Here is a 24,649-nt window from a genome sequence, read left to right on the forward strand (position 1 = left end):
GGCGGCACCATGACGACCCTGATTCGCGGCGGCACGATTATCGACGCGGAGAACACGTATCGTGCGGACGTGTTGTGTGCGGACCCGCAGGACGGCGGCACGATCCTGCAGATCGGCGCGGACCTGGCAGCGCCGGCGGGCGCCACGATCGTGGATGCGGGCGGGCAGTATGTGATGCCCGGCGGCATCGATCCGCATACGCACATGGAATTGCCGTTCATGGGCACAACAGCCAGCGACGATTTCTATACCGGTACGGCCGCGGGTTTATCCGGAGGTACGACCAGCATCATCGACTTCGTGATTCCGAGTCCGAAGCAATCGTTGATGGAGGCGTTCCAGGCGTGGCGCGGTTGGGCTGAAAAGGCTTCGGCAGACTATGGCTTTCACGTTGCGGTGACGTGGTGGGACGATTCCGTCTATCGCGACATGGGCACGCTGGTGCACGAACACGGCGTGTCGAGTTTCAAGCACTTCATGGCCTACAAGAACGCGATCATGGCCGATGACGAAGTGCTGGTGAACAGCTTCTCGCGTTCGCTCGAACTCGGCGCGCTGCCTACCGTGCATGCGGAAAACGGTGAACTGGTGTTTCAGTTGCAGCGTCAGTTGCTTGCAAAAGGCTTTACGGGTCCGGAGGCGCATCCGCTGTCGCGGCCGCCGGAAGTGGAGGGCGAGGCTGCCAATCGCGCGATCCGCATTGCACAGGTGCTGGGCGTGCCGGTGTATATCGTCCACGTGTCAGCGAAAGATGCGGTGGACGCGATTGCGCGTGCCCGCAGCGAGGGCCTTCGCGTGTTCGGCGAAGTACTGCCGGGCCATCTGGTGATCGACGAAGCGGTGTATCGCGATCCCGACTGGACCCGCGCCGCAGCGCATGTGATGAGCCCGCCGTTCCGTTCCGCGGAGCATCGCGAGGCATTGTGGCGGGGCCTGCAAGCGGGCCAATTGCACACAACCGCGACCGACCACTGCGTGTTCTGCGCATCGCAGAAGGCCATGGGTCGCGAGGACTTTACGAAGATCCCGAACGGCTGCGGCGGCGTCGAAGATCGTATGGCCGTGCTTTGGCATCACGGTGTGAATTCCGGGCGTCTCACGCCGAACGAATTCGTACGCATTACCTCGACCAACGCCGCGCAGATTTTCAACCTGTATCCGCGTAAAGGTGCAGTACAGGTGGGCGCGGATGCCGACCTGGTCGTGTGGGATCCGCAGGCAAGTAAAATGATTTCGGTGAAGACGCATCATCAGAAGGTCGACTTCAACGTGTTCGAAGGGATGACGGTGCAGGGCGTGGCGATGCATACTCTCACGCGCGGCGCGCTGGCATGGACCGATGGCGAACTGCGGGCGGTGCGTGGCGCAGGGCGTTATCTGAAGCGTCCGCCGAATCCCGCTTACTTCGATGCGATCCGGGTGGCCAACAAGCGCAAGGAGCCGCATCCGGTAGAGCGGTAAGCTGTTTGCAATCTGACGGGCGGCCTTGCAGTGCCGCCCGCGCCGACTATTTTTCAACGCCGCGCATTCGCCGTGGCGATACCCCTCCCGCGTTTTCCCTGATGGCGCCCGGCACGTGTTCCGTGGTGCGATGCATGCCGCGTCTGCCCTATCTGCTGTAGGGGCGAATTCAACGTTGTATGAACCACCTTGGCTGTCCGCTTAGCACGCAAGCGCATATTGATCGGAAACCTGATCCTTTGTAAAAACGCAGACCGTTTGCTACAGTCCGCCCACTCTGCCGGGCCCGACCGCTGGCGGAATGCCGCACACAAACCATGCAACTGACGTAGCAAACTTTACGGAGCCACCTGATGAAGTCGATTCGTTCCATTCTGCTGATCGCGCTGCTGCAAGCGGTGACCCTGAGCCCGGCCTTCGCTGCTGACGAGCTCGCGCAGATCAAGTCCGCGGGCGTGTTCAAGATCGGCACCGAAGGCACCTACGCACCGTTCACGTACCACGATGAATCCGGCAAGCTGACCGGCTTCGACGTCGACATCGGCACAGCCATCGCGCAACGGCTGGGCGTCAAGCCGCAATTCGTCGAAGGTAAATGGGACGGCCTGATTGCCGGTCTCGATGTGAACCGCTACGACGCGGTGATCAATGAAGTCGCCGTCACCGACGCGCGCAAGGCGAAATACGATTTCTCGGACCCGTACATCACTTCGCATGCGGCGCTGATCGTGCGTTCGGACGACAATTCGATCAAGACGTTCGACGACCTGAAGGGCAAGAAGTCTGCGAATACGCTGACCAGCAACTTCGGCAAGATCGCGGCCGCGCATGGTGCGGAGGTGATTCCCGTGCAGGGCTTCAACGAATCGGTCGACCTGTTGACTGCGGGCCGCGTCGATGCGACCGTCAACGATTCGCTGTCGTTCCTCGACTTCAAGAAGCACAAGCCGGACGCGAAGGTGAAGATCGCCGCGCTCGATACGTCGGCGGACAGCAGCGACAAGTCCGCGGTGCTGATCCGCAAGGGCAGTCCCGAGTTGCAGGCGGCGATCAACAAGGCGCTCGCCGACATGAGGAAAGACGGCACGTACTTGAAGATCTCGCAGAAGTACTTTGGTAAAGACGTTTCCCAATAAGCGTCACGTGCGAGTCTGAATCATGCCAGCATGGTTGCATCTGATGGCGCAGTCGCTGTGGCCCCTCCTGTATGCGGGGCTTGTATTTACCGTTCCGCTCACATTGGCATCGTTCGCCATTGGGATTGTCGTGGCGTTTATTGTTGCGCTGGTCAGGCTATTCGGCCCGCGGTGGGCGGTAGCGTGCGTGCGCTTCTACGTGTGGCTGTTTCGCGGCTCGCCGTTGCTGGTGCAACTGTTTGTGATTTTCTACGGACTACCGAACGTGGGCATCGTGCTCGACCCGCTGACGGCGGCGATCATTGGGTTTTCGCTGAATGTCGGCGCGTATAACTCGGAGGTGATACGCGGCGTGATCGAGTCGATTCCGAAGGGGCAATGGGAAGCGGCGTACTCGATGGGCATGACGCGTGAACAGGCGCTGCGCCGCGCGATCCTGCCGCAAGCGGCGCGTGTTGCGCTGCCGCCGCTCTCGAACTCGTTCATTGCGTTGGTGAAGGACACATCGCTCGCCGCGGTACTGACGGTGCCCGAGGTGTTCCAGGCGGCACAGCGGATCGCGTCGGTGACGTATGAACCTTTGATTCTGTACACCGAGGCGGCACTGGTTTATCTCGTGTTCAGTTCGGTATTGTCGTCGGCGCAAGTCCGGCTCGAGCGCAAGTTCGGCCGTCACGCACTTTTCCATGCGAGCAACTGATGATTCGACTGGAAAAAATCGACAAGTACTTCGGCGAGAATCGGGTGTTGAGTTCGGTGGACCTGCAACTCGCGCCGGGCAACGTCACTGCGCTGATTGGCCCGTCCGGCAGCGGCAAGAGTACGCTTTTGCGTTGCGTGAATCTGCTGGAAATCCCGGAGGCCGGATCACTTGAAGTTGGCGACCAGCGCCTCGAATTCAGCCGCGATCACAAGCCACCGCGCGAGGAGGTGCTGACGATTCGCCGCCGCACCGGCATGGTGTTCCAGAATTTCCAGTTGTTTCCGCATTTGACGGTGCGGCAGAACGTCATGGAAGGCTTGCTGACCGTACTGAAGTGGGACAAGGAAAGAGCGCGCGTACGTGCAGACGAATTACTTGAGAAAGTCGGCATCGCACACAAAGCCGACGCATGGCCCGCGACGCTTTCCGGCGGCCAGCAGCAACGCGTAGCGATTGCGCGGGCGCTGGCGCCGTCGCCGGAAGTGTTGTTATGCGACGAGCCCACTTCGGCACTGGATCCCGGACTGGCTGCGGAGGTGGTGGACGTCCTCAAGCAGCTTGCTACGGAGGGCATGACGATGTTGATGGCGACACATGATTTGCGTCTTGCCGCGACGATTGCGCGAGACGTGGTGTTTCTGAACAACGGCGTGGTGGTCGAGGCGGGCCCATCGCGCGACATTTTCATGCAACCACGCGAACCGGAAACAGAGCGCTTCGTATCGACGCTGACACACAGCTTGCCGGATGCATGGACAGAGCAGGGCTGACCTGAGAGAAGATAAGACGGGAACAAAAACCGGTCTGTCGACAGCCAGCGGCGCAGCGAAAAAGAAGAGGGGCGCGGAAGCGCCCCGCAAAAAAATAAACGACAGACAAAAAATAGACCACTGGTTTGCTAGCAGACTCTTCCGACGAGCACGCAGTGCGAGTCGGGAGGTATGACGGCTTTGTCACCAACGCCGAAGGTGCGAGGACACAGATTCCAGATGCACCACTGCCCCCTCCAAGCCAGGAGACCCGCTAGCGGTGTGAGCCGCTTTCTTTGCTTACTTTCTTTGCGGCGGCAAAGAAAGTAAGTGCCTGCCCCGCACAGGGGCGACGCTAATAAACCACTAAGAAATCAAGGAAAGGCCAACGCCGTAGGCACACAGACGGACAAGCGCCAAGCAGGCAAACAGATCAGGCAAAGGCCAACGCCGTAGGCAAACAGACAATACCGCCCCCAAAGGCAAAAAAAACCTACAAAACCCTGGCAATAAGCGACAAAACCATAGAAAGCACCAACGTCGACATAAACGGAAACGGATACTCCCGCCCGAAGAGGCGCAACGTCACATCACCGGGCATCCGCCCAATCCCGATCTTCCTGAGCCACGGCCAGCAGGCCGACAACACCGCCACCGCCACAAACGTAGTCAACAGCCAGCGGATCATCGAAAATCCCTAAGGCAAAAAATCACAGCGTATGTGAGCGGTCGCCGCCGGAAAAAGCCTGCAACGTGTCATCCAGTCCGCGCGAAAACGCGATCACTTTGAACAGCTCGCCCATCTCCGCCTCGGACAACAACTTCTGCACCGCATTCGCCGCCGGCAAAAACCTCGCCGTATCGGAAGGATCGAGCGCCGATAACGCCTCGGTAATCCCCGCATTCAACAAGAACCGCGCTTGCGAAGTGAACCCCAGTAAGTCCGCGCCAGCCTCGACCCCAGCTTCGGCGATGCCGGTAAATTCCACGTGCGCGGTAATGTCCTGCAAGCCCGGATAAACAAACGGATCACCATGCGCGCGGTGCCGGTAATGGCACATCAACGTGCCCTGCGCACGCTGCTCATGGTAGTACTCGTGACGCGGAAAACCGTAGTCGATAAAGAACGCCGCGCCATGCGCGAGCATCGTGCAAATGGTCCGCGTGAATCCACGGGCGGCGTCGTGCGTTTCGGTGACGTAGTCGTCGCCGGCGGTTTCGATCTCAGCCAGAAACGCAATGTCCGCAGCCGCGGATACCGGACGGTCGTCGAACGCAAACACATCATCGCGCCACACCACGCCGCGCTCGTGCCAGGTGCCACCGGTAAAGGCGAAAAGCCGCACGGGCATCGCGTCCAACACCTCGTTGCCGATCACCACGCCTTCGAATTGCTCCGGCAACGCGTCCAGCCAGCGCACCTTCGCGGCCAGCGTCGATGCTGCGGCTTCGATCGTCTCGCGTTGGCGCTCGCGCAACTCACCCGACAAATCGACGATCGAGTAGCTGTCGAATTCGACGCCCAGCGCGTCGAGCGCGTTCAGCAAGCCGGCGGCGAGTTTGCCCGTACCGGCGCCGAATTCCATCACGTCGCGCGTGCCGCTTGCCTGCAAGGCCTCGGCGAGCGGGCGCGCCAGCGTTGCGGCGAATAGCGGCGACATTTCCGGCGCCGTCACGAAGTCGCTGCCGTCGTCGCCGCGCAGGCCGAATTTGCGGGCGCCGCCGCTGTAATAGCCGAGTCCCGGCGCGTAAAGCGCGCGCTGCATGTAACGGTCGAATGGCAGCCAGCCGCCTGCCGATTCGAGCTCCGCGCGGATCTGCGCGACCAGCGCTTCGGACTGCGCAAGCGCGCTCGGGCCGGGAGCAGGTAAACTATCGGGTTGGTGAGCTTTCGGATTCATCCCCGCATTGTAAATGACCGCCTCTCTGGACACCGCCATCGCTCGCGCGCCCGAAATGCCGCGCATCGTGCTGATTACCGGCGCCGCCCGCCGCATCGGGCGCTCGCTCGCGCTCGGCTTCGCCGCGCGTGGCTGGGACGTGGCGGTCCATTACGGCGCGTCGCGGGAGGCGGCTGACGAAGTGGTCGCGGAAATCGTCGCCTTGGGCCGCCGGGCGGTGGCTTTGCACGCGGAATTGGGCGATGAAGCCCAAGTGGAGCAGCTTTTGCCCGCCTGTATGGCCGCGCTGGGCCGCCCGTCGTGTATCGTCAACAACGCGTCGCGCTTCGAAGAAGACACGGCGCTTAACGTCGGTTACGACCTCCTGCTGAAGCTGACCGCGATGAATCTCGGCGCGCCGCTCGTGCTGGCGCGTATGCTGTTCGAAGCCACGCCGGAAGCCGCGCGCACCGACGAAAGCCAGCGCGGCGTGGTCATCAACGTGCTGGACCAGAAGCTGTACAACATGAATCCGGACTACCTGTCGTACACGCTGTCGAAAGCAGCGTTGCAGGCAGCGACGGTTGCACTGGCGCAGGCGTTGGCGCCGAAAGTGCGCGTGGTCGGGCTCGCCCCCGGTCTGACGATGCAATCCGGCGATCAAACGCCGGAAAGTTTTGAAGCCGCTCACCGTACTACGCCTTTGGGCCGCGCGTCGCGGCCGGAGGATATTGTCGCCGCCGCGTTGTATCTCGCCGATGCAGCGGGCGTCACCGGAACGACGCTGGTGGTCGACGGCGGGCAGCACCTTGTGCCGCTGCCGCGCGACGTAATGTTTTTGACGGGCGCCTGAACCGCGCGCGTGCTGGTTGCCGGCTAAAGTTGGCGGCCGTTCGCGCGTTGAAGCGCCCCTTTGCGTGCCCCGCACGCTTTTTTCGACTGGAACGAACATGTTTGCCGCTCTTTCGCATCCCCGGCTCGCCGATTGCCGCCGGCTCTTTCTGCGCAATTACGAAGTGCACATCAACATCGGTGTGCACGACTTCGAAAAGCGCGGCGAACAGCGCGTCGTGATCAACGTCGAACTGTTCGTGCCGCTCGCGCTGTCCACGCCGGTTCAGGACAAATTGAACGAAGTCGTCGATTACGATTTCATGCGCTCGACCATCGCGCGCCGCGTCGAACAAGGCCATATTCACCTGCAGGAAACCCTCTGCGACGACCTCGTCAAGGCACTGCTCGATCATCCGCAGGTGCGCGCTGTGTGCGTGTCGACCGAAAAGCCGGACGTTTATCCCGACTGCGACGCGGTGGGCGTCGAAGTCTTTCGTATTAAAGAGGATTGAGCCATGAATGCTCAGGAAATCCTGAACGACGGCGCGGCCGCTGAGGCGGCTCAGGCCGCGCACGCTCCTGCGGGCAAAGCGCCGCTCACGCGCCGCGAGCAGAAAGAAGCCTACGAGAACAACAAGCTGTTCAAGCGGCTTGCGCGCCAGGTCGGCGAGGCGATCGGCGACTTCAACATGATCGAGGAAGGCGACAAGGTGATGGTCTGCCTGTCGGGCGGCAAGGATAGCTACGCGATGCTCGAAATCCTGATGCGGTTGCGCGAACGCGCGCCGATCAACTTCGACATCGTGGCGGTGAATCTCGACCAGAAGCAGCCGGGTTTTCCGGAGCACGTGCTGCCCGAATACCTGAAGCAGCTCGACATTCCGTTTCACATCGAAAACCAGGATACGTACAGCATCGTCAAGCGGCTGGTGCCGGAGGGCAAGACCACCTGCTCGCTGTGCTCGCGCTTGCGTCGCGGTATTCTGTATCGCGTGGCGGGCGAGCTCGGTGCGACCAAGATCGCGCTCGGCCATCATCGAGATGACATCCTGCAAACGCTGCTGCTGAACATGTTCTACGGCGGCAAGCTGAAGGGCATGCCGCCCAAGCTGCAATCGGACGACGGCAAGAACATCGTGATCCGCCCGCTGGCCTACGTGAAGGAAACCGATCTGGAAAAGTACGCGGAGCTGCGCGAATTCCCGATCATTCCGTGCAACCTGTGCGGCAGTCAGCCGAACCTGAAACGCGCTGAAATGAAGGCGCTGATCCGCGATTGGGAGAAGCGCTTCCCGGGCCGCATCGAGAACATGTTCAATGCGTTGTCGAACATCGTGCCGTCGCATCTGATGGATCACAACCTGTTCCCGTTCGCCGGCCTGTGTGCAAGCGGCGAGGCCGATCCGCAAGGCGATATCGCCTTCGACGAAGAGCCGTGTTCGACCGATGCCGGCGAGGGCGTGCTGCTCAACGGATCGAAACCGATCTCGATCGTCCAGTTCGACGATATGTGACAAGCCGTGAAGTGCCCGGAAATCAAAGGTTTCCGGGCGATTCCGCAGGGTAATAAGGCCGCGCGAGCGGCCTTTGTCGTTATGGGCTGCATGATAGAATCGTCGGCTCGAAACTCGTCTGATTGCCGACGCCATGAACATTGTGATTTTGGCGGCAGGCACCGGTAAGCGCATGCGGTCCGCGCTTCCCAAGGTGCTCCATCCCCTGGCTGGCCGGCCGCTCCTCGCTCATGTCATCGACACCGCACGCGCGCTCAAGCCCACGCGTCTGGTCGTGGTGGTCGGTCATGGCGCCGAAGCCGTGCGTCAAGCGGTAGCGGCGCCGGACGTCCAGTTCGCCGCGCAGGAACAGCAACTCGGCACCGGCCACGCGGTGCAGCAGGCGCTGCCGTTGCTCGATCCGTCCGAACCCACGCTGGTGCTGTACGGCGATGTGCCGCTCACGCGCGCCAGCACGCTGCAGGCGCTGACCGATCGCGCGGGCGAGGGCGGCTACGGCGTGCTCACCGTCACGCTCGACAACCCCAGCGGCTACGGCCGCATCGTGCGCGATCAGCACGGCAGGGTGTCGCGCATCGTCGAACAGAAAGACGCAACGCCCGAGCAACTCAAGATCACCGAGATCAACACCGGCATCATCGTCGCGCCGACCGAGCGCCTTGGCGGCTGGCTCGCGGCGTTGAAAAACGACAATGCGCAAGGCGAGTTTTACCTGACCGATGCAGTCGAGATGGCGATCGAGGCGGGACTTGAAGTTGTCACCACCCAGCCTGACGAAGAATGGGAAACGCTCGGCGTGAATAGCAAGCAGCAGCTTGCCGAACTCGAACGGATCTATCAGCACGATGTCGCGGAAGCGCTGCTGGTTGCGGGCGTGACGCTTGCCGACCCGGCTCGCCTCGACGTGCGCGGCACGCTCGAATGCGGCCGCGACGTTTCGATCGACGTGAACTGCGTGTTCGAAGGCCGCGTTACCTTGGCTGACAACGTGACCGTCGGGCCGAACTGTGTGATCCGCAATGCGACGATCGGCGCCGGCACGCGCATCGATGCGTTCACGCACATCGAAGGCGCCGAAGTCGGGGCGAACGTCGTGCTCGGCCCCTATGCGCGGCTGCGTCCGGGCGCGTCATTGCAGGACGAGTCGCACGTCGGCAACTTCGTCGAAGTGAAAAACGCGGTGCTCGGTCATGGCTCAAAGGCGAACCATCTCACGTATATCGGCGACGCGGATATCGGCGCGCGCGTGAATATCGGCGCGGGTACCATCACCTGCAACTACGACGGCGCGAACAAATTCCGTACGGTCATCGAAGACGACGTGTTTGTCGGCTCCGACACGCAACTCGTGGCGCCTGTGCGTGTGAAGCGCGGCGTGACGATCGCGGCGGGCACAACGGTCTGGAAGGATGTCGAAGAAGACATGCTGGTCCTGAACGATAAGACTCAAACAAGCAAGCCGGGCTATGTACGCCCGGTCAAGAAGAAAAGTTGATGGGCGTGACGCGCGCGCGGAGCGCGCTCCCTGAAACCCAGCACTGAAAAGGAATAAGCCATGTGTGGCATTGTCGGCGCGGTTGCGCAACGTAATATCGTTCCCGTCCTGATCGAAGGACTGCGTCGCCTCGAGTATCGCGGCTACGACTCATGCGGCGTGGCCGTGCTCGGCGACAGCGGGCCGCGTCGCGCTCGCAGCGTCGCGCGCGTTGCCGATCTGGACGAGCAGGTGCACGAAAGCCACCTTGAAGGCATCACGGGTATCGCGCATACGCGTTGGGCGACGCACGGCGCGCCGGTGACCGACAACGCACACCCGATCTTCTCGAAAGATGAGCTCGCGTTGGTACACAACGGCATCATCGAAAACTACGAATCACTGCGGGAGATGCTGCGGGGTAAGGGTTACACGTTTGTCTCGCAGACCGATACAGAGGTTATTGCCCACTTGATTCACAGCCTGTATCGCGGCGACCTGTTCGCGGCGGTGCGCGAAGCCGTCGCGCAATTGCACGGCGCGTACGCGATCGCGGTGCTGCATAAGAATCAGCCGCATACGGTGGTCGGCGCGCGGCAAGGTTCGCCGTTGGTGGTGGGACTCGGCAACGGTGAGAACTTCCTCGCTTCGGATGCGCTGGCGCTTGCCGGCAGCACCGAACGCTTTATCTTCCTCGAGGAAGGCGACGTCTGCGAACTGTCGCTCGAGGGTGTGCGTATCGCCGATCGTGACGGCTATGAAGCGCAACGCGAAGTGCGCCAGGTCGCTGCGTACGGCGGCGCGGTCGAACTCGGCCCGTATCGTCACTTCATGCAGAAGGAAATTTTCGAGCAACCGCGTGCGATTACCGACACGATCCCGCAAGCCGATTCGTTCGACGCGTCGCTATTCGGCGAGGGCGCGGAGAAGGTGTTCGCGGACATCGACAACCTGCTGATTCTGGCGTGCGGCACGAGCTATTACTCAGGGCTGACCGCGAAGTACTGGCTCGAGTCGGTCGCGAAGATCCCGACCCAGGTGGAAATTGCCAGCGAGTATCGCTATCGCGAGTCGGTGCCGAATCCGAAGTCGCTGGTGGTGGTGATCTCGCAGTCGGGCGAAACGGCCGACACGCTCGCGGCGCTCAAGCATGCGCAGTCGCTGGGGCATAAACATACGCTGGCGGTCTGCAACGTCGGCACGAGCGCGATGGTGCGCCAGACGGAATTGTCGTTCTTGACACATGCGGGTCGCGAGATCGGCGTGGCGTCGACGAAGGCGTTCACGACGCAACTGGTTGCGCTGTTCGTGCTGGCCGCGACGCTTGGGAAGCTGCGTGGGCAGGTGAGCGCGGAGCAGGAAGCCGAGTATCTGAAACTGCTGCGTCACTTGCCGGCGGCGTTGAATAGCGTGCTGGCGCTGGAGCCGCAGATCATCGCGTGGTCGGAGGTGTTTTCGCGCAAGGAAAATGCGTTGTTCCTCGGGCGCGGCCTGCATTACCCGATCGCGCTCGAGGGCGCGCTGAAGCTCAAGGAGATTTCCTATATCCACGCGGAAGCGTATCCGGCTGGCGAGCTGAAGCACGGGCCGCTGGCGCTCGTGACTGAAGCGATGCCGGTGGTGACGGTGGCGCCGAATGACGCGCTGCTGGAGAAGCTGAAGTCGAATATTCAGGAAGTGCGCGCGCGGGGCGGCCAGCTTTATGTGTTCGCGGACGCGGATACGAAGATCGTGAATGACGAAGGCCTGCACGTGATCCGGATGCCGGAGCACTACGGCTTGCTGTCGCCGATTCTGCATGTGGTGCCGCTGCAGTTGCTGGCGTATCACACGGCTTGTGCGCGAGGCACGGATGTGGATAAGCCGCGGAACCTGGCGAAATCGGTTACGGTGGAGTGAGGTTGATAGGCCGCTATCGCTAGCTTGGTCACGCTGAATAAACGGTCGCCTGCGGGCGGCCGTTTTTTTTGCCTCGATCAACCTGAACAGCCCAAAGCCACCCGCGCTCCCGCGCTTACAGCTCCGGACGCGCCAGGTCGCTGATCACGATGTGCTCGCCGTACACCTGCGCCGCCGCTACGGCCTCCAGCTTGGTCGCGTAGGGTCCGAGTTCCGGCGCGCCGTCGAACGGGAACAGCACGCGGCCGTCCGTGGTTCGAACCACTTTCAACACGCCGAAAAAACGTCGGTAGCCGGCCAGTTTCGACGTGGCCGACACTTCAAAGTCTTCCTCCGACGTCGCGGGGACGCTGGGAATGAATACGGTCTTGCTCATACCTGAAAACATCGCTTGTTCGATGGGCCGGCACCTGCCGGAAAGGCCAGGGCACGCCCGGTTGTCCCGGGAAGATATTCACCGGCGGCCCTCATTGTCTCAAATCCCGGCGCATTGAAGCGGATGCACGATCAGCCGCCGCCTGCCTACCGCGTCTTGGACCACAACTGCAGGCCCGGCAGCCAGCATCATCCTGCGGCTTTGACCGCCGCCTCATGCTCGGCCGCCAGAGCAACATCCCGCTCGTTCACCTTCACAAAGCTCGGCCGCGAGCAGACGCGCTGGGCATACTCGAGTACGACCGGCGTCTCGGGTACCAGCTTGAACATCATCCCCCAATGCAGCGCGATGCCCCACAAGATATCCGCGGCCGACATCTTGTCCCCAAGCAAATAGGGCGACGCCTGCAGCTGGCTCGTCAATGTTCCGAGCATCGAATCGAAGTCGCCGTACGGCGATGTGGCGAGCGGTGCCGGTTCGCGCTTCATCGCCTTGTCGACCAGCGCCGGTTCGTAGCATGCCGCGTAGTAGACCAACCAGCGCAGATACGGCCCGCGCGACGGATCGTCGAGCGCCGGTGCGAGACCCGCTTCGGGGAAAAGGTCGGCCAGATAGATAAAGATGGCGACCTGTTCGGTGACCAGCGCGTCGCCATGAAGGATCGCCGGCACTTTGCCGAGTGGATTGATCACGCGATACGGCGCCTTGCGCTGCTCGCCGGCCTTCATGTTCAGCACTTTCAGCTGATACGGGGCGCCAAGCTCCTCGAGCAGCGTGAGTGCGCTGACAGAGCGGCATTGCGGCGAGTGGAACAGCGTGATCGTGCGGTCGGTGGTCATGGCGGGAGCCTTCTGAGTGAGCGTCTCGTTGGGAAAGCCAGCGTCCATCTGGCGCCGGATGCCTCTATCCTAAGCGCCCATACCTGTCAGTTTGTGTCAGGTATGACTACACTTGTCCGGATGAGAGCCAGCCGCCTCCTTTCCATTCTGATGACCTTGCAAGCGGGCGGACGCGTGACCGCGCAGTCGCTCGCCGACGAATGCGCGGTATCGCTGCGCACGATTTATCGCGATATCGATGCCCTAAGCGCCGCGGGCGTCCCCGTCCAAAGCGAACGGGGCGCGGAAGGCGGCTATCGTCTGCTCGACGGATACCGTACGCGTCTGAACGGCCTGTCGTCGCAGGAAGCGGAGGCGTTGTTCCTCGCGGGCTTGCCTGGGCCGGTGCAGGCACTCGGTCTCGGCGCCGTGATGGCCGGCGCGCAAGTCAAGTTGCTTGCCGCGCTGCCGATCGAATTGCGCTCGACCGCGGAGCGCATGCGCTCGCGTTTTCACCTCGACGCCCCGGCCTGGTTCGCCGATGCGGATCAGCCCGCGAATCTGCCGTTGATTGCCAGCGCGGTATGGGAACAGCATCCGCTGCAGATTCGCTATCAGAGCTGGAAAGCTGAAAAATTCCGCCGGATCGAACCGCTCGGCATCGTGCTGAAAAGCGGAGCCTGGTACGTGGTTGGGCGCGTCGGCACGGACATCCGCACCTATCGCATTTCGCGCATTCTCGAATTGTGCCCGCTGGACGAGACTTTCGAGCGGCCCCCCGCCTTCGATCTGGCGGCTTACTGGCAAGACAGCACGCAACGTCTGTCCGAAGAGATGCATGCTAGCGAGGCAACGCTGCGCCTGTCGCCGTGGGGCATGCAGATGCTCGAAGTCTTTACCTCGACGTTCGCACGCTCAGCCGCAAAAATCAGCGAGCCGGACCCGGCCGATGGCTGGCGCACGGTCACACTGCCGGTCGGCTCGATCAGGCAGGCATGCGCGGAACTGCTGCGCTTCGGCACCGAGGCCGACGTGCTGGCGCCGCCCGAGTTGCGCGCCCGTTTCGCCGAGGTGGCGGCAGCCTTGCATCGCCGCTACGCGCAATGAGGGCGAGGGTTCGCAGCGATCGTTGCCCCCACTATTACCTCGACGGCAAATTGCAACTAACGGCTTAAGAATTAAGAGGCAAAAAACTGTTCGACAATCCGGCGGGCGGCAATTGCGCCTCCTGTCACATCGATCAATCGGGTGTCGACGGCTCTCATCCGCTTTTCACCGACTTCAACGTCCAGCGCTCGGTGTGCCGCGGAATCCGGAGTTGCGCGTGACGTCGATACGAGCGACGAGCCGCTCAGGCGCAAAGCGGGCGAGCGCCCCCGTGTGGTCGGAGCGGGACATCGATGACGTCGCCGCTTTCCTCGCCACGCTTAACGACGATTACGTGCTGAAATCAGCGCAGTCGAAGTAGCAGGCGCAGACGCACCAGCCGGCCGTCTTTCCTAAGACGAATTTTGGCCCTTGGTGCCTCTTTTAGGGGCAGAGCTATAATGCGCGAATCCCCTTTCTTTCCCGTCCTCCTTTATGAGCCGGTTACTTTGCCTGATCGTGCTTTCGCTCGGCCTGATGCAAACCGCAACGGCCGACGAAAACAATGACCGCATGTCCGCGTATCTGACGCAGAAATTCGGTTTGGCTAAGGAAAAGGCTCAAAAGATTTCCGACGCGGTGCAGTCCGTCGCGTCGAAATACTCACTGCCGCCGGCACTGCTGCTGGCGATCATCTCGATCGAATCCCGCTTCAAGGAAAAGGCCAAGGGCGCCAACGGCGCGACCGGGTTGATGCAGGTGGTGCCGGGCGCTCATCGCGGGCTGCTGAGGAACGTCAAGGACCTCACTGAGCCGACCACCAACATCGAAGTGGGCTCGGCGATCCTGTACGGCTACATGCGTTCGGCAAACGGCGACATGAACGCGGCGCTCAAGAGCTACGGCGGATCGCAGGCATACGCGAAAAAGGTGAGCTTGCGCGTCGAGGATTTCGCTGGCGTCGCCGGGCCTCAAGACGTCGCGTCGCATCCGGACGCACAAGCCGGTATGTGCGAGGCCGACCGTTGTCCGGTGCCTGGCAACTGGGCCGACGTTTTTGCGATACCGGCCACCAATGCCACCAATGCCACCGACGCAGCCGGCGTGAACGGCACGACGGCGCGGCAAAGCGCATCGTCTGCAACGCCGCACTGAGCGGCAGCTTCCTCTTATTTTTCCCCTTTGTCGTGCTCCCGCACTGAAGCCGCGGATTGAGTCGTCACGTCGTGTGTAAGCCGGTGCGGGACACGTGCTACGCGCTTTTTACGCACACCTGGCAACCGCTCTACAATGCATTCCCATTCGAGCTCACGCCGCGCCTCTTCCGATCGACCATGTTCACCTCGTTTTCCAAAGCCACTGCCGCTTCGCTTCTCGGCTTGCTGACACTTGCCGCTTGCAGCAGCGCCCCGCAGCCGAAATTCCAGCAGGAATTGTTCGAAACGGGCGCGAGCCCTTACGCACGAAACTTCAACTCGAGCACCAAGGATACCTGCGAGGCTGCGCGCCGCGCGCTGCTGAGTCAGGGCTATCTGACGACGATGACGGGCACCGATACAGTCGACGGAACGAAAAACTTCCAGCCGACCGGCGATACGCACATCGTTGTCGAGTTTCATGTGGTGTGTACGCCGGGAGAAGAGGCGAGCGATACGAGCATCGTTTACGTCAATGCGGTGCAAAACGGCTTTGCGCTGAAGAAAAGCGATACGTCGGCGAGCGTCGGGCTAAGCGTGCTGGGTTCGCTGTCGTTGCCGATCCGCTCGAACAGCGACGCGATGGTCAAGATTTCGAGTGAGACCATTCCGTCGGGCAAGTTCTACGATCGCTTCTTCGGCCTCGTCGATCACTATTTGCAAACAGTGGTGCGCACGCAGCCGGTCGCGAACAGCCGCATCGAGACGCGCATGTTGCCGGTGCCGGTCCAAGCGCCGATTCCGGCGCCTTGTCCCGAGATGCCTGACGCAATCGACAAGGCTGCTTCGGTGCAACCGGCAAGCGGAGCCAGCATAGCGCCGTGAAGCGTCTGCCGATGCTTGCGCGATCACAGGCTGACCAAGACCTGATCAGCCTGTGATCTCGCCTTTGTTCTCATCACGCAGCGGTACTTATCCTATGTCTTTTACTTCATACGTATATATATGTAGTAATAGTTAACAAGGGTTAACCCCTTCTGTGGATAACTCTCAAATTCCCCGTCACATCAATGTCATGCGAAAACCATAACCCTGCGGAACACTTCTGTAGAAAAACTACAAAGCTGGGATAACTTTGACGGAGCTTGCCTCGCGTCGCGTCTTATCAAGATTTCGCACACAGGCTGTCCGATGCGCTATCCCGAAGTTATTCATAGGCAATTGTGGATAACTTGCGCATCCGGCCATATGTCACCGGGTCGCGGATCAGGTTTTTCGTCGATGCCATCCGCTCGCCACCGCACAGACCGAGTCCCCCCGGACGTGCACATTGAAGCTGGAAGGTACAAAGATTGCGTCTACGTTTTTTGCAAGCGCAACTGTTGCTATTTAGTCAAAACCATTTCAGCAACGCCCTATCCAGGCATAAAGTTAAAGTGTTTTATGAGGTTATTGGTGCAGTGCGGGGGGGTGCAATGAAACGCAGAACAGCACGACAGCTAGTCCGTCTTCTCTCGGATATCAGACATGCCAGCCACTGCACTACGCTGCGGGCGGCGGCCACTAACCGGGCCATATCCCTCGCATCGTCCGAGCATGATGACGATGGCAGCGACAGCGACGAAAACAACGAAGCCGCACGCGAGGCGAGTCACGACAAGCCGGCCCGGAGCGGATCATGAGAGCCGCAAGCGAACGTTCGCTGCGTTTTCTGGTCGAGAAATGGCTGGCGCCGGGGCCTTCCGTTCCGGTTCACGTTACCGAATTCAGCCGCACCCGCCTGGGCGGCAGGCGTTATGTGCGCGTGGAGACTTTTCTCGAAGCCGGATCGCGCAGTCTCTTTTTCTTTCGTCACGACGACGGCTGCTGGTGTGTGTTCCCACCCACCGCTGATACACCCAAGATGTTCACCCAGCCGCGTGCCGCTTAACGGCGGACGCGCGGGCGACTGGTCAAGTCCTCACGCTTCGTGAGGCAAGCGATCAGGTTCGCTTTCGCGTCGCCTGACGGGCATCACCTGGCACACGATCAAACCGGTGAGCATGAGCGCGCATCCGAATAGCGCGCGCGCCGACAGTGTTTCGCCGAGCACGAGCCACCCGGCGAGCGCGGCGAACACGCCTTCCATACTGAAGATCACCGCGGCGTGCGAGGGCGCCGCGTACTTTTGCGCAACCACCTGAATCGTATAAGCGATGCCCACCGACAGCGCACCGCCGTACAGAATCGTCGGCGCGGCACGCTCGATCACTGCAAGACTGACCGGCTCGATCACGAGGCCGACGACCAGACAGGCGAGCCCGCAAGTCACGAACTGCACGAGCGCCAGCATGAGTGTGTCGTGCCGCAGCGCGAAGCGGCCGACCAGCATCATCTGTACGGAAATCACCACCGCGCCGGCAAGCTGATACCAGTCGCCGTACAGGATCGAGAAGTGCTCGTTGACGCTCAGAAAGTACATGCCGAGCGCAGCGAGCGTCGCACCGAGCCACGTGCCGAATCCCGTTCGATGACGAAACAGCACGCCGAGCAGCGGCACGATCACCACATACAACGAACTGATGAAGCCGGCGTTGGCCACCTTCGTGTATTGCAGGCCGATCTGCTGCAACGAAATCGACGCGGACAACACGACGCCGAGCAGCACACCGGCACTGAGCAGTTCGCGTGCGCCGCCGGGTTCGCGCTTCGACAATTCCGCAAGCGCGGAGCGCCGCACGCAGACGATCATGGTCAGTACGACTAGCGCGCCGAGCAGGAAACGCAGCCCGGTAAACAGAAATGGTCCGATCGCATCGAGGCTCAAGCGTTGCGCGACGAATGCGGAGCCCCAGATGATGGCCGCGATCAGCATCAGCAGATTGGCGCGCAGGTGTTGGCGTGTGTCAGGTTTCAAAGGCAGTTTTTCGAATTCGGTTGTTCTAACAAGGAGCTCACGGCTTAACCATGATGCACGGCGTCTTGCGGCGCGGAGCCCTTCACCGGCGCAGGCAACCGGCAAACCGGCAAACCGGCTGTGCTAACCAAAAGCGTCAGCGAGGCGATCGTCGTCCTCGATCAGCAGCACGCTGGTTTTGAGGGGGGCTTCGTTCATATCGGTCTCCACTATCAGGCGCCGATTCTATCCGCGCGCACGCGTGCCGGATACGTCGCGAACATTCGCGAACACTTGAACACAATTGCGCACACATTCCCCCAACTTCAGGACAGACGTGGCGAGGCGGCGTCCCTAGACTGCGGCTTCCGTCCCAAATAAAAAGTCCTGATCGTGCGCAAACGCCTCTCTTATCTGTGTATTCCGCTGTTTGGCCTGACCTGCTCGTCGATGGCCTACGCCGAGAATTTCTATATGTTCTCGCTGGCCGGCGGCGTGGCGCCGCGCTATCAGGGCAGCCGCGATTACCGTCCGTTTGTCGCTCCGCTGATCGCCGCCGAGTTCAGCAACGGCATCTTTCTGAGCCCGACCGACGGCCTCGGTTACAAGCACACCTTCGCCAATGGCCTGTTCGCGTCGGCGGCGCTCAGCTATGACTTCGGCCGGACCGACCGCAATCGTGCCGATTTGCCGGGCTCCGACTACCTGAAGGGCATGGGTCGGATTCCCGGTTCGGTGATGGTGTCCGTGCAGGTCGGCGCGCATCTGTTCGGTCCGTCGACCATCAGCATCACGCTGGATCAGCCTGTTACCAACACGAGTCACGGCACGAGCGGGCACGTCGATCTGACCGTGCCGGTGCTGCAATCCGTCGACAACGACGTCAGCATCACGGGCAGCGTGCATGCCGGCAGCGGCCGCTACACGCAGACCTTTTTCGGCGTTACCGATGCGCAGGCGGCCGCGAGCCGTTTTCAGCCGTATGCGGTGAAAGGCGGTTTCGACAGCGCGAAGGTGTCGGCCGCCTGGACGTACATGTTTTCGCCGCGTTGGTCGGTGCACGGACCTCGCGAGGGGTGGGGATCGCTGAGCAGATGCGCTGGGACTTCAAATAGGCCTTCAGCCAGTTTGACGGTGAGCAACTCGCGGCGAGCGACTCGCGCGATAATCGCGCAGCGGGCAGACAATTCAAGACATCACTGGCTCACCGGGCCGACTGACTTTCAGGCAGACGCAATGGACGAGAAAGACTGGATCGCCGGCGCCGCAAAGGCGCTGGCGATCATCGAAGCATTCGACGAAGAGCACGCGCGCATGACGCCGACCATGGTGGCCGCCCGCGCCGGGCTCTCGCGCACGGCGGCGCGCCGCTATCTGCTGACGCTGCGCGAACTCGGCTATGTGGATACCGACGGCAAGCTGTTCTGGCTCGCGCCGCGCGTATTGCGGCTCGGTCAGTCGTATCTGGATTCAGCGCGCTTGCCGCGCACCGTGCAGCCGTTTCTTCAGCGCATCACCGCAACCTTGCAGGAGACCGCGCTGGTCGCGATTCTCGACGAACACGACGTGGTCTATGTCGCGCGCAACGGCGTGAACCGGGCGATGGCGGTCGGTTTCGTGCTGGGCTCGCGGGCGAGCGCGCCGTTGTCGTCCGCGGGTTTGGTCCTGCTGGCCTTCCAGGCGCCGGAAAGTATCGAGCAGTGGCTGGCGTCCTATGAGATCAAGGTATTCACGCCGCATACGTATTCGACCATCGAGCGCTTGCGTGAAGTGCTAGGCGAAATCCGCCGCGATGGTTATGTCGTCACCGATCAGCAACTGGAGCTGGGCATGCGCGGTGTCGCGGTGCCGTTGCGTGACCGGCATGGCTCGGTGGTGGCGGCGATCAGCGTGAGCATGCCGATCGGCCAGGAGTCGGCGAATGCCGCGCTGCATCGGGTGCTGCCGACCCTCCAGGAAACCGCCAGTTTGCTGCGAAACCTGGTCTAAAAGCGGGACTAGGTAATCTCCCTAATACGGGCTGCTTAGCGAGCGAAAGCGTGCCGAAAGCAAGCTGTCTCCCGGAAAATACATATCGAGTTTTGGGCATGACAAACCGCCTACACTGCGTAATACTCTCCCGCGGGGAGCGGTAAGGCGCCTCAAGCCCTGTCTGCTTCACCGTGCAGCTATTTCATTCACATTGACTCAGTCGTCCAGGTTTGGGGAACAACACATGAAAAAAGTTATCGTCTCGCTCGCAGCCGCATCGATCGCGCTGGTCTCCGTTCAAGCTTTCGCACAGGCATCGGACGCAGCAGCGCCGGAAGCTGCTGCTAGCGCGCCGAAGAAGCACCACATCAAGAAGCTGAAGACGCACGGCAAGCGCGCACCGGTCGCTGCAGCAGCTTCGGCAGCCGGCACGAACGACAAGGGCACGCAAAACTAAGCTCACGCTCGGTTTCGCTGGGCGAACCCTGCCGGTTCTCTTCCGCGCGCCGCTAGTCGGCGAGTGCAGCGCAGTGCCGGTTAAACGTCGCCAGCAAAAAGGCCAGAGCTTCTGCTCTGGCCTTTTTGTATTGGGCAGCGGTTTTGGGGGGCGATTTAGCCCGCGAGGCCGCGCTTGATGACCTCGTTCAGCAGTCCGGTCATGCCTTCCGGATGTGTCGCGGCCCGTTCTTTCAGTTCTGTGACCAGGTCGCCATTCAGCTTGCAGGCGAACGCGACGAGCCCCTGCGCCTGGTCGAGCTTGCGCTGTTCACGACGATCGAGCTTCGGGTCGGCAGCAGCGGCTTTGCCGAAGCGGTCGGCGGTCGACAGTTTCATTGCGTTGTTCAGCTTGAGTGCCTTGTTCTTTTCAAGGTCGGTCTTTTTCATCGCCATACGGAAGGCCTCTGCCAGATAAGTAATCCCGCATTGTACGCATCGCGCCGCGCGCCCGCCGAGCGAGCGGCGGCGATTCCGCACTCAAGCGGCGTGGGAGCGATGCTCAGGCCACGCGGGGTTCGAGCCATCGAGCGGTGTTCAAGCGGGCCGTTCCGGCGCGCCGGCCACGCTGTCCATCAGCGCGCGCATTCGTTGCCAGTGAGTGCCTTCCCAGAACACGCGCCGGCAGACGTCGCAAGTGACGAACTGGTTATGCCGTTCCAGCACGCCATCCGGCGCCCGGTCGCCGACTTCATTTTTGGCGATACGCCGCAGCGGCGCATTGCACATCAGACACAAGCGGAACGGCTGCGCGCTGCCGGCCAGATCGAGCCTTTCAAACACTTCGCGCAATTGCTCGCGCGGCCGCAGCGTGCGTATGTAGCAGCCATGTGTGATGGTGCGGCGTTTCAATAGCTCACGGTCGCGCGTCAGTACGATGCGCTGTTGTGCTGCGGCGAGCGCTTCGATATCGGCGTCGGGATAGTGGTTGTCGTAGAGCGTATCGAAGCCGGCGAGCCGTAGCAGCGGGGCGAGACCGCCCAGATGCGCATCGGCAATGAAGCGCACCACGCGCAGCGGATGTTCGCGCACGCGCAATAGCGGCTGGATGTCGAGCGCTTCAAACTTCGGATAAACGGCGATGCGATCGCCGTCGGATAACGGATGATTGAAACCGACCGACTCACCGTTCACCAGAATCAGTTCGACCTCGGTATGCGGCACGCCGAGCACTTCGATCATATGTTTCGCGGTGGCGCCATGCGCGCAGGCGTAACTGAACGCGCGCCGGCGCAGGGGCCGGGCGAGAAAATCGTTCAGCTCCTCATAGAAGCGGAATGTCGCGGTCACCATCGCATCAGTATCGCACCGTGTTTAATTGCGCGCTGTCCTGCACGTGTCGCATGGGTGTGCTTTACTTCCAGTTCTTTAGAAGACGGAGCGACAGATGGACATCGGTTTTATCGGTCTCGGCGAGATGGGCGCCGCGATGGTTGCAAACATTTTGAAAGCCGGGCATCAGGTGCGCGTGTGGAACCGCTCGCCGGAGCGCGCGCAGCCGCTCGCCGACGCAGGTGCGCGGATCGTCGCGACGCCGGCTGAAGCGTTTGCTGGCGACGCCGTGTTCTCGATGCTCGCCGACGATACCGCGCTGCGTGAAGTCGTCACCGCGTCGCTGCTGGAACACGCCCCGCGCGGCTTGATCCACGTGAATATGGCGACGATCTCGGTGGCGCTGGCCGAAGAACTGGCGACGGCGCACGCCTCGCGCGGTGTCCATTACGTCGCCGCACCGGTGATGGGGCGGCCCGACGTCGCGGCGGCGGGCAAGCTGACGATCGTGGCGGGCGGGCCGGCCGAGTCGATCGACCGCGTGCAGCCGATTTTCGACGCCATTGGCCAGAAGACCTGGCGCATCGGTTCGCTGCCGCAGCAGGCGAACGTGATGAAACTCGCGGCCAACTTCATGCTGGGCGCGGCTGTCGAGACGCTCGGCGAGGCCGCCACGCTCGTGACCGGCCACGGCCTCGCGATGCAGGATTTCCTCGACGTCATCACGAGCGGCCTGTTCCCTGGACCGGTCTATTCGGGCTACGGCAAGATGATCGCAGAGCAGCGCTACGAGCCGGCGCTGTTCAAGGCGCGCCTCGGATTGAAGGACTTGCGTCTTGCGCTGGCGGCCGCCGATGCGGTCACGACGCCGTTGCCGATCGCGAGCGTGGTGCGCGACAGCCTGATCGAAGCCGTGGCGCATGGCGACGGCGAGAAAGACTTCGCGGTGCTGGGGCAGGTGGCGGCGCGGCGGGCAGGGCGCTGAGCGGGCGCGGGTGCCCGCTCAGCGCGCTTAAAGGTGCGGGCGGGCATAATAGTCGCCCGATCCTTTTCTGGGCCGATCCCAATGAGTCTGCATACCTGGTGGCTGTTCGCCGCCACTGTTTTCGTCGTTTCCGCAATTCCCGGTCCGAACATGCTGCTGGTGATGACGCACGGCGCCCAGCACGGCCTGCGCCGTTCCAGCGCGACCATGGCCGGCTGCCTGTCGGCGCTGGTGTTGATGCTGGCGGTGTCGGCGGCGGGCCTCGGCGTGTTTCTCGAGGCGTGGCCGGCGATGTTCAACGCACTGCGGATGATCGGTGCGGCGTACCTCGTCTATCTGGGCATCAAGGCGTGGCGGGCGCCGGCTGACGAAGGCGCTGCCGGCGCGGTCGACGAACTGTCCGCCAGGCCCACACGTTCGCGCTTCGCGCTGTTTCGCAATGGCTTCCTGGTGGCGGGCAGCAATCCGAAAGCCATCCTGTTCGCCGCAGCGCTGCTGCCCCAATTTATCGACGCGGCGCAGCCCAAGCTGCCGCAGTTCGGCGTGCTCGTCGCTACTTTTGCGGTCATCGAGGTGAGCTGGTACTTGGTGTACGCCGGTTTCGGCACGCGGATTGGTGCCCGGTTGAAGAGCCGCAGCGTCGCCAGGATGTTCAATCGTCTGACGGGTGGCGTGTTCGTCGGCTTCGGCGCGATGATGGCGCTAGTGCGCCATTAGGCGAACGGCTGGCTCGCGCGTGGCAGTCAACACCGCTTGCAAAGCGTTGTTGGGCCTGTTGCGGTAATACAACGCTGAGGGTCAACCCTAATTTGTATGTTGCGACGCACCAAATCATTTGCTATAGTTCGTCTTGTCTCCTCCATGTCTCCTCTGATATGGATTCAGCCCGCCCACTTAGGCGGGCTTTTTTTGCCCTGAATTTTCAGCGTTCTCCAGAAAAGACAAAGCCGGCTGGCCCCCTCCACGGGGCCGCCGGCTTCGTCGTGTCTGCGCCGAACTCAGAACTTGTATGAGACGGCCAGGAACGAAATGATCGGATCTGCGCTCAACTCCGCCTTCGACACACCCAATTCCGTGCCGTCTGCCGCCTTGATGATGACCGACGAGGTGGTCTTCAGCGGAATGTACGTGACCGATGCCACGAGACCCCAGTGGTCGGTGATGTTGTACGCGAGACCCGCATTGAACACCGGTTGCCAGGACGACGACGCCTTCGCTGACACCTGCGTTTGCCCCGGTTTGCCCGCACCCGCTGCCAGCACCGCGCCGAGATTGTTCTGCGTCGATGTTATGAAGTTCTGGCTCAGCTGAACGTCGGAGAACCAGTTATATGACACGCCGATGCCCACGAACGGCCGGAACTTCGCGGTGGGCGCATTGAAGTAGTACTGGAACAGCAGCGCTGGGCTCCACTGGCGCACGCTCTTCACGATCGGATTAGCCTGCGGATCGCCCAGATCCTGCTGACCGAGCGCGCCCGCCGGTCCCGGTGGCTTGACGGTGCCGTGCCCGTAGAGCTTGAAAACCGGCGGTACGCCCGCCACTGTCGACACGACGATGTGATCGGTGAGGTAGTGGCTGAATACGAGGCCGACGGTATTGGCAGTACTGGTCGACAACCCCGTGCCGGCAGACGTGAACGAGCTCGGCAGACGCAGCGGTGTATTGATCGGGGTTGGGGCGACGTTGGTGGTCAGCGGCGTGCTCGAATCCTGCGGCATGACGTGGAACCAGCCGAGCACGGCGACGTTGTCGCCCGCGTGTTGCGCGTGCGCACTGGCCGACAGGCAGATGGCCAATATCGCGAAATAGATTTTTTTCATGTTGTTCCTCCTGAGGCGCGCGTTGCGTTCATCGCGCGCGGCGAGCGGCGGCGGGTCGGCTGCCCGGCCTGTGCGCTGGATACTCTGTGAACGCCGGCTGCCGCGCTATTGCTGTGCGCAGCAGCCGGGACGCGAACGCCTCTTTGCGTCTCGGCGGCGCGT

Annotated in this window: 25 protein-coding genes and 2 pseudogenes; 19 read left to right on the forward strand and 8 right to left on the reverse strand. The window is 61.8% G+C overall.

The annotated features are described in order from the left end of the window. Positions 1 to 9: 9 nt before the first annotated feature. The 4 genes from hydA (at position 10) to GNZ13_RS42335 (ending at position 4,070) form a co-directional block, all read left to right on the forward strand. Positions 10 to 1,461 carry a dihydropyrimidinase gene (gene hydA / locus GNZ13_RS42320; protein ID WP_172163046.1) on the forward strand — a complete coding sequence of 484 codons (1,452 nt, stop codon included), beginning with the start codon at positions 10 to 12 and terminating at the stop codon, positions 1,459 to 1,461. 353 nt (positions 1,462 to 1,814) lie between these two features. After that, positions 1,815 to 2,597 (forward strand): amino acid ABC transporter substrate-binding protein, encoded by a 783-nt coding sequence (locus tag GNZ13_RS42325; RefSeq protein WP_172163049.1) that lies wholly within the window; start codon positions 1,815 to 1,817, stop codon positions 2,595 to 2,597. A 22-nt stretch (positions 2,598 to 2,619) separates the two neighbouring features. After that, the gene (locus GNZ13_RS42330; protein ID WP_172163052.1) at positions 2,620 to 3,297 is read left to right on the forward strand and encodes an amino acid ABC transporter permease; all 678 of its coding nucleotides are present in this window, start codon (positions 2,620 to 2,622) and stop codon (positions 3,295 to 3,297) included. Next, entirely contained in the window at positions 3,297 to 4,070 is a 774-nt protein-coding gene (locus GNZ13_RS42335) for an amino acid ABC transporter ATP-binding protein (protein WP_172163055.1), read from the forward strand. Before GNZ13_RS42330 ends, GNZ13_RS42335 begins: the two co-directional genes overlap by 1 nt. Positions 4,071 to 4,542: 472 nt before the next feature. Here GNZ13_RS42335 and GNZ13_RS42340 read toward each other — a convergent pair whose 3' ends face one another. Both GNZ13_RS42340 and GNZ13_RS42345 read right to left on the reverse strand, forming a co-directional pair. Beyond that, positions 4,543 to 4,737 (reverse strand): DUF2905 domain-containing protein, encoded by a 195-nt coding sequence (locus GNZ13_RS42340; protein ID WP_172176246.1) that lies wholly within the window; start codon positions 4,735 to 4,737, stop codon positions 4,543 to 4,545. Positions 4,738 to 4,759: 22 nt separating this feature from the next. Next, on the reverse strand, positions 4,760 to 5,950 hold the full coding sequence (locus GNZ13_RS42345) for a class I SAM-dependent methyltransferase (protein ID WP_172176248.1): 1,191 nt from the start codon (positions 5,948 to 5,950) through the stop codon (positions 4,760 to 4,762). A 13-nt stretch (positions 5,951 to 5,963) separates the two neighbouring features. Here GNZ13_RS42345 and GNZ13_RS42350 point away from each other — a divergent pair, with 13 nt between their 5' ends. The 5 genes from GNZ13_RS42350 to glmS all read left to right on the forward strand — a co-directional run bounded on the left by GNZ13_RS42350 (position 5,964) and on the right by glmS (position 11,650). After that, positions 5,964 to 6,782: an SDR family oxidoreductase gene (locus GNZ13_RS42350; RefSeq protein WP_172176250.1), complete on the forward strand. Its 819-nt coding sequence runs from the start codon at positions 5,964 to 5,966 to the stop codon at positions 6,780 to 6,782. A 97-nt stretch (positions 6,783 to 6,879) separates the two neighbouring features. Continuing rightward, complete coding sequence (locus tag GNZ13_RS42355) at positions 6,880 to 7,275, forward strand: dihydroneopterin aldolase (RefSeq protein WP_063497570.1); 396 nt, start codon at positions 6,880 to 6,882, stop codon at positions 7,273 to 7,275. A gap of 3 nt (positions 7,276 to 7,278) precedes the next feature. Continuing rightward, positions 7,279 to 8,277: a tRNA 2-thiocytidine(32) synthetase TtcA gene (gene ttcA / locus GNZ13_RS42360; RefSeq protein WP_172176252.1), complete on the forward strand. Its 999-nt coding sequence runs from the start codon at positions 7,279 to 7,281 to the stop codon at positions 8,275 to 8,277. A 133-nt stretch (positions 8,278 to 8,410) separates the two neighbouring features. Further along, positions 8,411 to 9,772, forward strand: a complete 1,362-nt coding sequence (glmU, locus tag GNZ13_RS42365) for a bifunctional UDP-N-acetylglucosamine diphosphorylase/glucosamine-1-phosphate N-acetyltransferase GlmU (RefSeq protein ID WP_172176254.1) — start codon at positions 8,411 to 8,413, stop codon at positions 9,770 to 9,772. Between the two features lie 60 nt (positions 9,773 to 9,832). Beyond that, the gene (glmS, locus tag GNZ13_RS42370; protein WP_172176256.1) at positions 9,833 to 11,650 is read left to right on the forward strand and encodes a glutamine--fructose-6-phosphate transaminase (isomerizing); all 1,818 of its coding nucleotides are present in this window, start codon (positions 9,833 to 9,835) and stop codon (positions 11,648 to 11,650) included. A 115-nt stretch (positions 11,651 to 11,765) separates the two neighbouring features. On the opposite strand, the gene GNZ13_RS42375 is transcribed toward glmS, so the two are convergent. Beyond that, on the reverse strand, positions 11,766 to 12,026 hold the full coding sequence (locus GNZ13_RS42375; RefSeq protein ID WP_172176258.1) for a DUF6723 family protein: 261 nt from the start codon (positions 12,024 to 12,026) through the stop codon (positions 11,766 to 11,768). A gap of 188 nt (positions 12,027 to 12,214) precedes the next feature. Then, positions 12,215 to 12,865 carry a glutathione S-transferase family protein gene (locus GNZ13_RS42380; protein ID WP_172176260.1) on the reverse strand — a complete coding sequence of 217 codons (651 nt, stop codon included), beginning with the start codon at positions 12,863 to 12,865 and terminating at the stop codon, positions 12,215 to 12,217. Positions 12,866 to 12,967: 102 nt separating this feature from the next. Between GNZ13_RS42380 and GNZ13_RS42385 the strand changes: the two genes are divergently transcribed. The 5 genes and pseudogenes from GNZ13_RS42385 (at position 12,968) to GNZ13_RS42405 (ending at position 16,996) form a co-directional block, all read left to right on the forward strand. Beyond that, positions 12,968 to 13,951 carry a helix-turn-helix transcriptional regulator gene (locus GNZ13_RS42385; RefSeq protein WP_236002421.1) on the forward strand — a complete coding sequence of 328 codons (984 nt, stop codon included), beginning with the start codon at positions 12,968 to 12,970 and terminating at the stop codon, positions 13,949 to 13,951. A gap of 32 nt (positions 13,952 to 13,983) precedes the next feature. Further along, positions 13,984 to 14,312 (forward strand): annotated as a pseudogene (locus GNZ13_RS54485) (c-type cytochrome); the annotation flags it as partial. Positions 14,313 to 14,425: 113 nt separating this feature from the next. Next, a complete protein-coding gene (locus GNZ13_RS42395; RefSeq protein ID WP_172176262.1) occupies positions 14,426 to 15,085 on the forward strand; it encodes a lytic transglycosylase domain-containing protein in 660 nt (219 codons plus the stop codon). Between the two features lie 179 nt (positions 15,086 to 15,264). Beyond that, the gene (locus tag GNZ13_RS42400) at positions 15,265 to 15,951 is read left to right on the forward strand and encodes a DUF2242 domain-containing protein (RefSeq protein ID WP_172176264.1); all 687 of its coding nucleotides are present in this window, start codon (positions 15,265 to 15,267) and stop codon (positions 15,949 to 15,951) included. Between the two features lie 793 nt (positions 15,952 to 16,744). Beyond that, positions 16,745 to 16,996, forward strand: coding sequence for a hypothetical protein (locus GNZ13_RS42405; protein ID WP_172176266.1), 252 nt, complete (start codon positions 16,745 to 16,747; stop codon positions 16,994 to 16,996). A gap of 30 nt (positions 16,997 to 17,026) precedes the next feature. Here GNZ13_RS42405 and GNZ13_RS42410 read toward each other — a convergent pair whose 3' ends face one another. Continuing rightward, on the reverse strand, positions 17,027 to 17,962 hold the full coding sequence (locus GNZ13_RS42410) for a DMT family transporter (RefSeq protein ID WP_172176268.1): 936 nt from the start codon (positions 17,960 to 17,962) through the stop codon (positions 17,027 to 17,029). 453 nt (positions 17,963 to 18,415) lie between these two features. Between GNZ13_RS42410 and GNZ13_RS42415 the strand changes: the two are divergent. The 3 genes and pseudogenes from GNZ13_RS42415 to GNZ13_RS42425 all read left to right on the forward strand — a co-directional run. After that, positions 18,416 to 18,994 (forward strand): annotated as a pseudogene (locus GNZ13_RS42415) (MipA/OmpV family protein); the annotation flags it as partial. A 183-nt stretch (positions 18,995 to 19,177) separates the two neighbouring features. Further along, positions 19,178 to 19,930, forward strand: a complete 753-nt coding sequence (locus GNZ13_RS42420; protein ID WP_172176316.1) for an IclR family transcriptional regulator domain-containing protein — start codon at positions 19,178 to 19,180, stop codon at positions 19,928 to 19,930. A gap of 226 nt (positions 19,931 to 20,156) precedes the next feature. Next, the gene (locus GNZ13_RS42425) at positions 20,157 to 20,369 is read left to right on the forward strand and encodes a hypothetical protein (protein WP_063497561.1); all 213 of its coding nucleotides are present in this window, start codon (positions 20,157 to 20,159) and stop codon (positions 20,367 to 20,369) included. 155 nt (positions 20,370 to 20,524) lie between these two features. Here GNZ13_RS42425 and GNZ13_RS42430 read toward each other — a convergent pair whose 3' ends face one another. Both GNZ13_RS42430 and GNZ13_RS42435 read right to left on the reverse strand, forming a co-directional pair. Further along, positions 20,525 to 20,803 carry a hypothetical protein gene (locus GNZ13_RS42430; protein WP_120347940.1) on the reverse strand — a complete coding sequence of 93 codons (279 nt, stop codon included), beginning with the start codon at positions 20,801 to 20,803 and terminating at the stop codon, positions 20,525 to 20,527. Positions 20,804 to 20,944: 141 nt separating this feature from the next. Continuing rightward, entirely contained in the window at positions 20,945 to 21,700 is a 756-nt protein-coding gene (locus GNZ13_RS42435; RefSeq protein ID WP_172176270.1) for a Mut7-C RNAse domain-containing protein, read from the reverse strand. Between the two features lie 94 nt (positions 21,701 to 21,794). On the opposite strand from GNZ13_RS42435, the gene GNZ13_RS42440 reads away from it, so the two are divergent. Next, a complete protein-coding gene (locus GNZ13_RS42440) occupies positions 21,795 to 22,664 on the forward strand; it encodes an NAD(P)-dependent oxidoreductase (RefSeq protein WP_172176272.1) in 870 nt (289 codons plus the stop codon). 81 nt (positions 22,665 to 22,745) lie between these two features. Further along, the gene (locus GNZ13_RS42445; RefSeq protein ID WP_172176274.1) at positions 22,746 to 23,381 is read left to right on the forward strand and encodes a LysE family translocator; all 636 of its coding nucleotides are present in this window, start codon (positions 22,746 to 22,748) and stop codon (positions 23,379 to 23,381) included. 281 nt (positions 23,382 to 23,662) lie between these two features. Here the strand turns inward: GNZ13_RS42445 and GNZ13_RS42450 are convergent, their stop codons facing one another. Continuing rightward, positions 23,663 to 24,487, reverse strand: coding sequence for an OmpW/AlkL family protein (locus GNZ13_RS42450; RefSeq protein ID WP_172176276.1), 825 nt, complete (start codon positions 24,485 to 24,487; stop codon positions 23,663 to 23,665). Between the last annotated feature and the right edge of the window lie 162 nt (positions 24,488 to 24,649).

The organism is Paraburkholderia elongata (genome assembly GCF_013177735.1).
Taxonomy (GTDB): domain Bacteria; phylum Pseudomonadota; class Gammaproteobacteria; order Burkholderiales; family Burkholderiaceae; genus Paraburkholderia; species Paraburkholderia elongata.

Coding starts and splice junctions, on each gene's coding strand:
- GNZ13_RS42420 (WP_172176316.1), top strand. CDS start 19,178: ATGGACGAGAAAGACTGGATCGCCGGCGCCGCAAAGGCGCTGGCGATC.
- GNZ13_RS42445 (WP_172176274.1), top strand. CDS start 22,746: ATGAGTCTGCATACCTGGTGGCTGTTCGCCGCCACTGTTTTCGTCGTT.
- GNZ13_RS42400 (WP_172176264.1), top strand. CDS start 15,265: ATGTTCACCTCGTTTTCCAAAGCCACTGCCGCTTCGCTTCTCGGCTTG.
- ttcA (WP_172176252.1), top strand. CDS start 7,279: ATGAATGCTCAGGAAATCCTGAACGACGGCGCGGCCGCTGAGGCGGCT.
- GNZ13_RS42435 (WP_172176270.1), bottom strand. CDS start 21,700: ATGGTGACCGCGACATTCCGCTTCTATGAGGAGCTGAACGATTTTCTC.
- glmS (WP_172176256.1), top strand. CDS start 9,833: ATGTGTGGCATTGTCGGCGCGGTTGCGCAACGTAATATCGTTCCCGTC.
- GNZ13_RS42350 (WP_172176250.1), top strand. CDS start 5,964: ATGACCGCCTCTCTGGACACCGCCATCGCTCGCGCGCCCGAAATGCCG.
- GNZ13_RS42430 (WP_120347940.1), bottom strand. CDS start 20,803: ATGGCGATGAAAAAGACCGACCTTGAAAAGAACAAGGCACTCAAGCTG.
- GNZ13_RS42375 (WP_172176258.1), bottom strand. CDS start 12,026: ATGAGCAAGACCGTATTCATTCCCAGCGTCCCCGCGACGTCGGAGGAA.
- GNZ13_RS42450 (WP_172176276.1), bottom strand. CDS start 24,487: ATGAAAAAAATCTATTTCGCGATATTGGCCATCTGCCTGTCGGCCAGT.
- GNZ13_RS42340 (WP_172176246.1), bottom strand. CDS start 4,737: ATGATCCGCTGGCTGTTGACTACGTTTGTGGCGGTGGCGGTGTTGTCG.
- GNZ13_RS42405 (WP_172176266.1), top strand. CDS start 16,745: ATGAGAGCCGCAAGCGAACGTTCGCTGCGTTTTCTGGTCGAGAAATGG.
- GNZ13_RS42330 (WP_172163052.1), top strand. CDS start 2,620: ATGCCAGCATGGTTGCATCTGATGGCGCAGTCGCTGTGGCCCCTCCTG.
- GNZ13_RS42380 (WP_172176260.1), bottom strand. CDS start 12,865: ATGACCACCGACCGCACGATCACGCTGTTCCACTCGCCGCAATGCCGC.
- GNZ13_RS42425 (WP_063497561.1), top strand. CDS start 20,157: ATGAAAAAAGTTATCGTCTCGCTCGCAGCCGCATCGATCGCGCTGGTC.
- GNZ13_RS42325 (WP_172163049.1), top strand. CDS start 1,815: ATGAAGTCGATTCGTTCCATTCTGCTGATCGCGCTGCTGCAAGCGGTG.
- hydA (WP_172163046.1), top strand. CDS start 10: ATGACGACCCTGATTCGCGGCGGCACGATTATCGACGCGGAGAACACG.
- GNZ13_RS42385 (WP_236002421.1), top strand. CDS start 12,968: ATGACTACACTTGTCCGGATGAGAGCCAGCCGCCTCCTTTCCATTCTG.
- GNZ13_RS42440 (WP_172176272.1), top strand. CDS start 21,795: ATGGACATCGGTTTTATCGGTCTCGGCGAGATGGGCGCCGCGATGGTT.
- glmU (WP_172176254.1), top strand. CDS start 8,411: ATGAACATTGTGATTTTGGCGGCAGGCACCGGTAAGCGCATGCGGTCC.
- GNZ13_RS42345 (WP_172176248.1), bottom strand. CDS start 5,950: ATGAATCCGAAAGCTCACCAACCCGATAGTTTACCTGCTCCCGGCCCG.
- GNZ13_RS42355 (WP_063497570.1), top strand. CDS start 6,880: ATGTTTGCCGCTCTTTCGCATCCCCGGCTCGCCGATTGCCGCCGGCTC.
- GNZ13_RS42335 (WP_172163055.1), top strand. CDS start 3,297: ATGATTCGACTGGAAAAAATCGACAAGTACTTCGGCGAGAATCGGGTG.
- GNZ13_RS42395 (WP_172176262.1), top strand. CDS start 14,426: ATGAGCCGGTTACTTTGCCTGATCGTGCTTTCGCTCGGCCTGATGCAA.